This window comes from Actinopolyspora lacussalsi subsp. righensis, assembly GCF_900116555.1.
GTDB lineage: Bacteria > Actinomycetota > Actinomycetes > Mycobacteriales > Pseudonocardiaceae > Actinopolyspora > Actinopolyspora lacussalsi.
The window spans coordinates 355,097-366,191 of sequence record NZ_FPAT01000003.1 but is presented as its reverse complement, the minus strand read 5'-3'; the positions used below and the strand labels follow the sequence as shown (position 1 = coordinate 366,191).

At 67.5% G+C, this 11,095-nt stretch carries 7 protein-coding genes, 1 tRNA gene and 1 riboswitch; of the genes, 6 read left to right on the top strand and 2 right to left on the bottom strand.

Going from position 1 to position 11,095, the window contains the following annotated elements; genetic code table 11:
• Positions 1–194: 194 nt before the first annotated feature.
• Positions 195–365, bottom strand: a riboswitch (cobalamin riboswitch).
• Between the two features lie 198 nt (positions 366–563).
• On the top strand, positions 564–1,118 hold the full coding sequence (locus BM394_RS07820) for a GNAT family N-acetyltransferase (protein WP_207227157.1): 555 nt from the start codon (positions 564–566) through the stop codon (positions 1,116–1,118).
• Positions 1,119–1,369: 251 nt separating this feature from the next.
• The gene (locus BM394_RS07815) at positions 1,370–3,514 is read left to right on the top strand and encodes a putative bifunctional diguanylate cyclase/phosphodiesterase (RefSeq protein ID WP_245780042.1); all 2,145 of its coding nucleotides are present in this window, start codon (positions 1,370–1,372) and stop codon (positions 3,512–3,514) included.
• A 231-nt stretch (positions 3,515–3,745) separates the two neighbouring features.
• Here BM394_RS07815 and BM394_RS07810 read toward each other — a convergent pair whose 3' ends face one another.
• Complete coding sequence (locus BM394_RS07810; RefSeq protein ID WP_092975939.1) at positions 3,746–4,660, bottom strand: esterase/lipase family protein; 915 nt, start codon at positions 4,658–4,660, stop codon at positions 3,746–3,748.
• A gap of 679 nt (positions 4,661–5,339) precedes the next feature.
• Between BM394_RS07810 and BM394_RS07805 the strand changes: the two genes are divergently transcribed.
• Positions 5,340–6,752, top strand: coding sequence for an MFS transporter (locus tag BM394_RS07805; RefSeq protein ID WP_217643403.1), 1,413 nt, complete (start codon positions 5,340–5,342; stop codon positions 6,750–6,752).
• Between the two features lie 64 nt (positions 6,753–6,816).
• A complete protein-coding gene (locus BM394_RS07800; RefSeq protein WP_217643402.1) occupies positions 6,817–7,836 on the top strand; it encodes an alpha/beta hydrolase in 1,020 nt (339 codons plus the stop codon).
• A gap of 91 nt (positions 7,837–7,927) precedes the next feature.
• Here BM394_RS07800 and BM394_RS07795 read toward each other — a convergent pair.
• A tRNA-Arg gene (locus BM394_RS07795) sits at positions 7,928–8,000 on the bottom strand.
• Between the two features lie 419 nt (positions 8,001–8,419).
• Between BM394_RS07795 and BM394_RS07790 the strand changes: the two genes are divergently transcribed.
• The gene (locus BM394_RS07790; protein ID WP_092975933.1) at positions 8,420–9,340 is read left to right on the top strand and encodes a cation diffusion facilitator family transporter; all 921 of its coding nucleotides are present in this window, start codon (positions 8,420–8,422) and stop codon (positions 9,338–9,340) included.
• 87 nt (positions 9,341–9,427) lie between these two features.
• Positions 9,428–11,092 (top strand): arginine--tRNA ligase, encoded by a 1,665-nt coding sequence (gene argS, locus BM394_RS07785; RefSeq protein WP_092923961.1) that lies wholly within the window; start codon positions 9,428–9,430, stop codon positions 11,090–11,092.
• Positions 11,093–11,095 lie beyond the last annotated feature (3 nt).

The window sequence follows — 11,095 nt, the reverse complement described above, 5'->3', positions numbered from 1 at the left end:
GCGTCCCGGTTCGCTCCGGGGAATCGGAGGAGTCGGCCGCGACTGTTGGCGAGAGGTCGTTCAGGCGCGCACGCCGAGTGGGGCGGGTGTCAGCGCGAGTGCGTCGCGGCTTCCGCGACGGGACGGCTCGAACGGTGTCGTGCTCGCAACTCGGTGCGGCAACGTCGTTACCTCCTCCGGGGCTCCGCGACCCCGTACGAATCGGCACGACGGCGGCAGTCTCCTGACTCGTGGTTCCTCACCGTCCACCGCCTTCCCGTCGACTCACTCGACAGTGGCATGTTGGTGGTGGCTACCCACTCACAGTGGCGGGACCGTGCCGGAGTCGCACCGGCTTCCTGGACGCCGTCGTTCGGTTGTTCCGGAGTCAGACGTTCACAGCCCGTAGGTGCCCTGTCAAGGTGCGGCGGATCACGACATCGCGGCATCCGAGAACTTTTCCAGCTCAGCGGGGTGTGTCCGGCCACCCGTACGAACGAATTCGATGCAACTATTGTGCAACAGACATCGCATGGCGACTGCCGTGTTCGTTCGAGCCGTTCGAGAACTCCCGAAGGAGCGAGATGACCGAGGAGACCCGGGTGGTGGGGGAGTACGTGGTCCGCCCCGCGGAACCCGCCGACGTCGAGGGTGCGCGCACCCTGATGCTGGACACCTTCTACCGGGTGCTGGGACACGGTTACGTGCCGCGGTGGCACGCCGACGTGATCGACATCGAGGGAACCTACTTCCGCACTCCGGGACACGCGCTGTTCGTCGCCGTGCGCGGCGAGCGGGTCGTGGGCACCGCCTCGGTACGCGCCGACGGCCCCAAGAGCCCGCCCCACCCGGCATGGATCGCCGAGCGCTACCCGTCCGGCCCCACGGCGCAGATCTTCCGCACCTACGTGGACCCGGAACACCGCAGGCAGGGTCTGGCCACCGAACTGGTTCGGTCGGCCTGCTCGTTCATCGCCTCCGTACCCGGCTACGAGTCGATCTATCTGCACACCAACCCGGCCATCGACGGTGCCGAGCCCTTCTGGCGCGCCATCGCCAAGGAGGTCCACGACGCCAGGCGGGATCCCGGGCACAGTTCCACGGTCCACTTCGAGATCCCCATCACGGGGATTCGTTGACTTCGCGCTCCCCTGTGACCGCTCCCTGTCACCGCTCGGCGGGAACCCGCGCGGGCTCTCGTGCCGCGAGTACGGTGAGCCCCGACAGAGCATTACCGGACGGCTGAGCCGAGCATTTTTCGTTTCCCGCGGTGCCGTGCACACACGGTGGGGCGGGCGGACACTCGGGGTGGGCCTCACGGCCGGGACGTCGCTTCCGGGGTCTCGGAGCTCACACCGCGGGTGAGCTCCGTGCCCGGGTGGGCATACCGGTGACGACTCGGTTCGTGCAGGTCGTCGTGTCCCGGCGGCCGGAGCTGGTGATGAGCGGAGTGGAGAACGAACCCGGTATCGGGGCCGACGCGGAGGAACTGATCGGCAGGTTCGGCGCGTCGCTTTGGGAGTACGCCGTCTACACCCTCGACCCGTTCGGCGTCGTGTCGACCTGGAACCCCGGAGCGGAACGAATCACAGGTGCCTCGGCCGCGGAGGTGATCGGGCGCAACATCTCGGTGTTCTACACCGCCGAGCAGCTCGCCGCGGGCGAACCGGAGGAACTGCTCGAACGGGCCGCCCGCTTCGGCAGCCACACCGACGAGGGCTGGCGGGTGCGCAAGGACGGCACCAGGTTCTGGGCGCACGTGACCACCATCGCGCTGTGGTCCAGCACGGGGACGCTGCGGGGTTTCGCCCGCGTCACCAGGGACGACACCGAGCTGCACTCCAGGCTGGAGCGTTCGCTGCGTCAGTTCCGCGACTTGTTCGGACTCACACCGGTCGGCATCGGCGTGTTCGACCGGTACGGTTACGTGCTCGACTCCAACCCGGCGCTGCGCGAGCTGCTCGGATACGACCAGAACGAGATGCGCGGCGCGCACATCGCCAACATGGTCCACCCGGACGAGCCGGGCAGGGAACCGTTGCGTCGGGCGTTCCGTTCCGGGAACCCGCCGAACGAGGACCTCACTCAGGAGTGGTCCATGATCCGTGCCGACGGACGACGGGTGATCTGCGAACTACACATCGCGAAATCTGTTCGCGCCAGCGGGGAGTCGTTCTGGCTGGCGGTGTTCCAGGACGTTACCGAACGCCACCGGCGCGCGGAGGAATGGCGCTACTGGGCGACGCACGACAGCCTGACCGGACTGCCGAACCGAGCGGCGGTCAACGAGCTGCTCAGCGGAACCGACACGCGTGGTTTCGCGATGCTGTACTGCGACATCATCAACTTCCGGCGGATCAACGAATCACTGGGGTTGCGCGCGGGGGACGAGCTGCTCATCGAACTGGCCAAGCGGATGCGCAGCGACCTGCCGAGGGACTGGCTGGCCGCCCGGATGGCAGCGGACGAGTATCTGATCGTGTGCCCCGAGCCCGCCACGGTGGGGGGAATCGAGACGATCGCCGACAGTGTCGGCGAGCTGTTCCACCGTCCCGTGTACCTGCGCGGACACCCACCGATCCGGGTCTCCGCCTCCATCGGCATAGCGGTGGGCGACGAGACCACCTCCACCGTCGACGACCTGCTGCGTTCGGCAGGCGCGGCCGTCATGGAAGCCAAGGCGAACGAGCGCAGACGGATCTCGGTCGCCGGACCGGGGACCATCTCGGAGACGGACCGCAAAGTGGAGCTCGAAAGCGAGCTGCGCGCGGCGATCGAGTCCGACGAGCTGACGCTGTTCTACCAGCCGATAGTCCGCGCGAGCGGCGCGATCGTGGCCGCCGAGGCACTCGTTCGCTGGCGCCATCCCAGCCGGGGGCTGCTCGGCCCCGACACTTTCCTGCCGGTGGCCGAGAGCGCCGACCTGCTCGGGGAACTCGACCGGTGCGTACTGCGCACGGCCATGCGTGACGCCGCGGGCTGGCCCGTCAAGCCCGACGGGAAGCAGGCAGCGGTGTCGATCAACCTCGCCGAACTGTCACCCGGCGATCCGGATTTCGCGGCCACGCTGGACACGACCGAGGCAGAGACCGGGCTCGACCGGCGACACGTGGTCATGGAACTGCTGGAAACCTCGTTGATCAACCTCTCCGACCGGGGGAGAAGGACCATGCGCGGACTCACCGAGCAGGGGTTGCGGTTCGCCGTGGACGATTTCGGCACCGGGTACTCCTCACTGGCGCGGTTGCGCGAACTTCCCATCGACGTCATCAAGATCGACCGGGGTTTCGTCACCGATGTCGCGAACACCCGGGCCGACCTCATGGTCATCAAGGCGATCGCCGATCTGGCCAAGGCGATCGGGTGCACCTGCACCGCGGAGGGAGTGGAAACGTTCGAGCAGTTCGAGCTGTTGCGTGACGTCGGTGTGCACACTTTCCAGGGGTGGTTGTTCGCGCCCGCGATGCCCTTGGCGGAACTCGAGACGCTACTGGCGGCGGGTCCGCTCGAGCAGCGGACCGGCGAGAACGCGTGAGCGGGAACCCGGTCACCGGAGTTCCCGCCCACCCCGCGCCCCGCCACTCGAGCAGCCCTACCTACTCGATGTCGGGCCTCCCCACAGCGAGAGCCGTGCGAGAGGTTCCGCCCCGACTTCGGCGCGGTGTCGATTTCTCGCGAAATCGCCGCGCCGGACCAACGCGGCAAGGCGCCGACTCACGTGACGGCTAACCGACCATCCGAGCGATCCCGTCGGGCACTCGTTACATCAGCAGCCGGGGCGCTGCGCGTCGGCGGGATCGAGAGCGTTGAACACCAGCTGCTGTGCCGTTCCGTTGTAAGAGATACCGATGTGCTCGGTCAGGTCGATGGCACAGAAGTCCTGCAACGTCAGGTTGGTCACGTTGGGACCTTCTTCCAGGAAGGCGGAGGTGTAGGGCGTGACCACCTCGTCGTACCTGGTGGCGATGTTGGTGTAGTCCACGCCCGGTACCGTTTCACCGTCCGAGTTCAGCTCCGTGATGAAGTCGGATCCCGCCAGTTGCTGCGTGCACGAGGCGCACGGGGGCTGCCCCTCGGGCAGGAATCCGGCCAGTTGGTCGAGCCCGTACAGCGTGGTGCCGTGGTTGGACGGAACGAGGCCGACGAGCGAATCCACCTCGGAAGCGCCGCCGAGGTTCTCGATGTAGTACCTGGGCATCATCCCGCCCTGGGAGTGTCCGACGATGTCCACCTCCTCCGCTCCGGTGGCGGCGAGCACTCGGTCGACGAACCCGCTCAGCTCCCGGGCGGAACGGGTGATCTCGCCGGTTCCCTTGATAGCGCTGTTCGCGCCGCCGCCGTAGTTCAGCGAGAACACGCAGTAGCCACGTTCGGCCAGTTCCGGTGACAGCTCCGCCCAGTTGTCGTACCGATTCTCGAAGGTCCCGTGCACCAGCACCACCGGATCCGGATGCTCGTCACCCGGTTCGCACGAGAAATCGTTCGATCCGGCTGGTACGGCGTTCGGGTGCTGCTGCGAGTACGCGAACGCGCTCAGGAAGTCGTCCTGTCGTGGGCCGGTTTCCACCGCGGTGTCCTCGGCACTGGAAACACCCGTCATCCCGATTCCGGTGACAGTGGCCAGTGCCAGGGCACCCGTGCCCGCCACCAGACCGCGCAGTAGTCGCGCCGCTCGGTTCATCCTGGCTCCTCTCGAATTCCCGGTCGTCCGAAGCGCACTGGGTGAAACCGCGTTCGCGCGCGGAGACCGAGGATTTTCAGGTCGCCGTTTTCGCTCCGACTCCCGAACCGAAACCCGGTTTTCCTCGTGGGACGGCGCCGAGTCGTTGGAAGCGTGAAACGGCGAGTTCAGCGTCCGAGTACGAGGGAACCGGTTCAATGCTCCAAACGAGTGGAAAGCGACCAGCGGAGCGGATTCGCTCGCTTTTCTGTCATTTCGCGGACAACTCCGGATTCCGGTTATGGCAACCACGTGCCAACAGCGCGGTTTCGCGCACCGGAGTGAGTCCGGTGCGGATCCTGTTTGTCACCGGGATTATGGATCGTTTCCGGCACAGCGGTTTTCGGTTGTGCGGAGATCCCTTCGGCAGTAGCTTTCCGCCACGGGCTTCGGTGTGGCGAGGACCGGATTGTTCGGGAGTCGCGTGTGGACCTGACGTGTCGATTCGGATTCCCGTCCCACTTCGATGCACCGGACACGAGTGCTCCGCTGCCGGGCGGTGTGTCTCTCGCGAGATCCCGTTCACGACTTCGACCAGCCGGAGGTGTCGGCATCCCATGACGAGCCCCGATCAGCTGATCCCATGAGAGCGGTCCCCAGTGACACCGCTCCCGTCGTGACGAGCCCGGGACGGTCCCCCGTGACGGTGCTGACCGTGGTGGCGCTCGTCGGCTTCGTCACGGCGCTGGACAACACGATCGTCGCGGCCGCCGCGCCCTCCGTGGGACGTGACCTGGGAATCGGCCTCGCGACGCTGCAGTGGGTCAGCATCGCCTACATGCTGCCCTACGCAGGGTTGGTGCTGGTCGCGGGAACCGTGCTCGACCGACTCGGGGATCGTGCGTTGCTGGCCGGTTTCGGTGTGTTCGCGGCCGGAGCCGTGGTCTGCGGTGCGGCGGGCAGTGCCGTCCCGTTGCTGCTGGGACGGGCCTGTCAGGGAGTCGCCGCCGCCTTCATCGTGCCGGGGACGCTGCGACTGCTGCGCACCGAACTCCCGGAACGGCTGCGCGCCACCGCCGCCGCCACCTGGACCGCGGCCCTGGCCGCCGCGCTGGCACTCGGGCCCTGGCTGGGGGGTGTGGTTTCGCAGTACCTGCACTGGAGCTGGATCTTCTACGGCAATCTGCCGTTCGTGCTGCCCGCCGTGGTGCTGGTCTCGCTCGGGACCTCACAAGGAGACCGGCGGCGCGCCGCGAAGGTGCGCCTGCCCGCCGCGCTGGCGGTTACCACCGGACTGGTGCTGCTGACATCGGCACTGGTGACAGCTTCGGAAACCGGCACGGATCCCTCGTGGTCAGTGCCGCTGGGAGTGCTCGGCGCACTGCTGCTGGTGGGGTTCGTGCTCGGTGAGCGCCGTGCCGCCGAACCCCTGGTTCCGCGGCGGCTGTTGCGCGGGCGGGTGTTCCCGGGAGCCAACGTGCTGTTGCTGCTGTGGGGGATCGGCATCAGCGGAGTGGTCTTCTTCACACCGCTGGTGCACCAGAGTTATCTCGGGCTGGACCCCGGTACGGCCGGTCTCCCACTGGTGGTGGTCGCGTTCGGGGTGACCGCCGCGACACCGCTGGTGGGGCCGGCGGCCCGCGGGTTCGGCACACATCGGGTGGTCGCCTGCGGGCTCGGTGTGGTCGCGCTGGGGCTGTTCGGACTCGCCGCGGTCAACACCGTCGCCGCGATACTCCCGCGCGTCCCGGCGCTGTTGCTGATCGGTGCGGGGTCGGCCTTCACCGCCCCGATCACCTCCCACGCGTTGGACCGCAGTGACGAGGACGACGCGGGGACCGCCTCCGGGGTGCTCACAGCGTCCCGGGAACTGTCCAGCGCTTTCGGGGTGGCGGTTGTCGGACTGGTCGTTTCCACCGTGCTGCGGCACCGGATCGCTACCGGCAGTCCGGAACCGGCCGCGCTGGCCGCGGGGTACACGCACGGAGTCCTGCTCGCGGCCTCGCTGCAGGTGATCGCGGCGGTACTGGCCTGGTCACTGCTGCGACCCGTTTCCAACGCCCCCGCTCCAGGGGAGCGACCGACGAGTCGAGTGAAGAATTCGAGGCGATGAACTCTTGTCGATACGAAGAACCCTACGCGTTGCCGGACGAGCACTCGCGTTATCACTCGTACTGGTGATTTCGCAGTTACCCGTCGCCACCGCCCCCGGGGTCGCGGCCGACTCCGGCGGTGACAACGGCCCCGATACCGAGCTCTTCTCGGCCGGTCTGCCGTCCTGGGTACACGACGGCTCCGGCGCACGCGGCGAGCCCGCCGACAACGGTGCGCGGGTCGTCTCGCGCAACTGGGTGGGGCAACGAGCACTGGACCTGGGGATCCGGTCCCCCTCGCTGGCGGATGTCGGGATGGTGCGGGTGCTGCTGCCCCCCGGCTGGCGCGCGCAGCCCTCGAAGGAATGGCCGGTGCTCTACCTGCTGCACGGCTGCTGTGAGCCGGCCGACTACCGGTCGTGGACCGAGTTCACCGATGTTCGCCGGTTCGTCGCCGACAAGCCCGTCATGGTGGTCATGCCCAGTGACGGCTCCGCGGGGATGTACAGCCAGTGGCGCAACTTCGGAATGGCGACCGTCCCGGACTGGGAGACCTTTCACCTCACCGAGGTGCGGCAGATCCTCGAACGCAACTACAACGCGGGGACCCGCAGAGCGGTCGCCGGTGTCTCCATAGGTGGTTTCGGGGCGATGCACTACGCGTTCCGGCGTCCGGACATGTTCCGGGCGGCCGCCTCCTACAGTGGCATGCTCCACACCACCGGTCCGTTCGTGCCCGAGATCGTCAAGGGAATCCTCATCCGCGAGGGATACTACGACTGGAGGGCGCTCTGGGGAGACGATCGGGCCAACCGGGAGCTGTGGCGCGCCCACAACCCCTACAACAACGTCGGCGCGCTGCGCGGCACCGATCTCTACGTGTCCGGTGGTAACGGCATCGGTGGACCGCTGGACCCGAAGCCGAAGTTCGACGCCCTCGAACCGGCGGCGCTGTACACCTCGAAGCTGTTCGTGCGCAAGCTGCGGACCAACGGCATTTCCGTGACGACGGACTTCTACGGGCGGGGAACGCACAGCTGGCCGTACTGGGAACGCGCACTGCACCGTTCCTGGCCGATGCTCACGGCGGATCTCTACCGGTGACCGGGAATCTCTCTGCCGGTGGCCGGGAAACGTGCCCCGTGCGAGGCCGCGGGGTACGCGCCCGGCGATTTCGCGAGAAATTGACGAAGGGTGCCCTCGGCAGGACTCGAACCTGCGACACCCGCCTCCGGAGGGCGGTGCTCTATCCGCTGAGCTACGAGGGCTTTACTGTTGAACTTCCCAAAGCCTAACCCATGCCGCGCCGGGGTTCGACGGTGGGGGTGATCGGATAGTCGTGACCAGCGTCGCGGCTACCCGTGTCTCGGATCCCGTGCCTCGTCGCCGAGTCGGTCCTGTCCGTTCGTTTCGGGGAGGCAGCTCGCGCGTGCGTGTTCACGTTCGCGCGATGCCGTGGTTCGCGGGTCGGATCCGGGTGTTCCGTGCCTTCCTCGCGGGTATCCCGACTCGGGTGTTTCGGTTCGGGAGTTCCACGTCCGGGTGTCGCTGACCGGTTACCTCGGGGCGAAACCCCGCCGGGCGCCCCTTCGTGAGTGATGTCACCCATGCGGTGCGTATCTCTTGTTGCGTCGACTTATGCATATGTCACTATGTGTCCGTCGGAAGTCATTCGGGAGGTGCGGCTGTGGGACACGGTCACGGACACGGCGGAACCGGAGAAGCGGCCGCCAGTGCCTCGGGACGTTACGTGCGCAGACTGGCGCTGTCCCTGCTCGTACTACTGGCGTTCCTGGTCGTCGAGGTCGTCGTCGGCTTCATGACGTCCTCGTTGGCCCTGCTCTCCGACGCGGGCCACATGCTCACCGACGTGCTCGGCATCGGAATGGCCCTGGCCGCCATCACCGCCGCACGTCGGACCTCCGGTTCCAGGAGCACCTTCGGGCTCTACCGGGTGGAGGTGCTGGCCGCCCTGGCCAACGCCGTGCTGCTGTTCGGCGTGGCGGGATACATCCTCTACGAGGCGATCGGGCGCCTGGCGAGCCCTCCGGAGGTCCCTGGGCTGCCGATGATGCTCACCGCCGCGGCCGGGCTGGTGGCCAATCTCGTGGTGTTCGCGCTGCTGCGACGCGGCGCGGACGAGAGCCTCAACGTGCGCGGCGCCTACCTGGAGGTGCTCGCCGACACGGTCGGTTCGGTCGGTGTGCTGATCGGCGGTGCGCTCACCTGGGGTTTCGGGTGGGGACTGGCGGATCCGATCGTGGCCGTGGCAGTGGGACTGTTCGTGCTGCCCCGGACCTACAAGCTGGCACGACAGGCGCTGCGCATTCTGGTGCAACAGGCACCGGAAGGGGTCGACGTCGAACGGATGCACGGTGATCTCGTCGACATCGAGCCGGTGACGGAGGTGCACGATCTGCACGTGTGGACGCTGACCTCCGGCATGGAGGTGGCCTCGGCGCACCTCACCACGGTCTCCGAAGCCGACCACTGCGACGTGCTGGCCAGTGCGCAGCGGCTGCTTTCCGAGCGATACCACATCGAGCACGCGACCCTGCAGATCGAGCCGCACGACCGCACCACCGGCTGTCATTCTCTCAGATGGTGAGACCATGTTCGCCCGGTCCGTTCCGGAACCCACTGTCCCGGCCACCCGCTCGTTAACCAGCGGCATTGCTTTCTTAGACTTCATCAGGTGACACCAGCCGCGCTTGCCGAACTCGTCCGAACGACCGCTGCCGACGTCCTGTCCGCCCGAGGGGTGGACACCTCGGTGCTGCCGGAGAAGGTCACGGTCGAGCGTCCCCGAAACCCGGAGCACGGCGACTACGCGACCAACCTGGCCATGCAGGTCGCCAAACCGGCCGGTCTCAATCCCCGGGAGCTGGCGGGGTGGCTCGCCGAATCGCTCGCACAGCGCGACGAGATCACTTCCGCGGAGGTAGCGGGACCCGGTTTCCTCAACCTGCGGCTCGCCGCCGATGCCCAGGCGGCCATCGTCCGCGACGTGCTGACCAGGCAGGCTGCCTTCGGCGCTGGTGAGCTCTACAGCGGGCTGCGGGTCAACCTGGAATTCGTCTCGGCCAATCCGACCGGTCCCATTCACCTGGGGGGAAGTCGTTGGGCCGCCGTCGGTGACGCGCTCGGGCGCGTGCTCACGGCACAGGGCGCCGAGGTGACCAGGGAGTACTACTTCAACGACGCCGGCGCGCAGATCGACCGCTTCGTGCGGTCACTCGTCGCCACCGCGCTGGGCGAGGAGATCCCCGAGGACGGTTACGGCGGGGAGTACATCGCCGAGATCGCCTCCGAGGTCGTGAAATCCCGTTCGGACGACGTGCTCGCGCTGCCCGCCGAGGAACGCGACGAGGTGTTCCGCAGGGTCGGCGTCGGGCTCATGTTCGACGAGATCAAGCGCAGCCTGCACGAGTTCGGCACCGACTTCGATGTCTTCTTCCACGAGGATTCGCTGCACAACTCCGGCGCGGTCGCCGAATGCGTGCAGCGGCTCAAGGACTCCGGCAACCTCTACCACGCCGAGGGGGCGTGGTGGTTGCGCTCCTCCGAGTTCGGCGACGACAAGGACAGGGTCGTCATAAAGAGCGACGGCGCACCCGCCTACATCGCCGGTGACATCGCCTACCTGCGGGACAAGAGTGACCGCGGCTTCCAACTCTGCCTGTACATGCTCGGCGCGGACCACCACGGCTACGTCTCGCGGCTGAAGGCCGCCGCGGCGGCGATGGGCCAGGACCCCGACTCGGTGGAAGTTCTCATCGGCCAGCTGGTCAACCTGGTTCGGCACGGCGAGCCGGTGCGGATGAGCAAACGCGCGGGCACGGTCGTCACGCTCGAGGACCTCGTCGAGGCGGTCGGGGTGGACGCGGCTCGCTACTCCCTGATCCGTTCCTCGGTCGACTCGGCCGTGGACATCGACCTCGACCTCATCAGCAAGCACACCAACGAGAACCCGGTCTTCTACGTGCAGTACGCGCACGCCAGGCTGTCCTCGTTGCAGCGCAACGCGCTTTCGCTCGGTATCGACCGGGGTGACGTCGAGGCCGCGGACCTGGCGCTGCTCACGCACGACCGGGAAGGCGACCTGATCCGCACGCTGGGCGAGTTCCCCAGGGTGGTGCGCTCGGCCGCGGAGCTGCGCGAGCCGCACCGCGTGGCCCGCTACCTGGAGGACCTGGCCAGCGCGTACCACCGCTTCTACGACTCCTGCCGCGTCCTGCAACCAGGGGACGATCAGCCGGGGCCGTTGACCATCGCCCGGCTGCAGCTCTGTGAAGCGGCCCGCCAGGTGCTGGCGAACGGCCTGAGCCTGCTCGGTGTCAGTGCTCCCGAACAGATGTAGAGG

Coding starts and splice junctions, on each gene's coding strand:
- BM394_RS07820 (WP_207227157.1), top strand. CDS start 564: ATGACCGAGGAGACCCGGGTGGTGGGGGAGTACGTGGTCCGCCCCGCG.
- BM394_RS07810 (WP_092975939.1), bottom strand. CDS start 4,660: ATGAACCGAGCGGCGCGACTACTGCGCGGTCTGGTGGCGGGCACGGGT.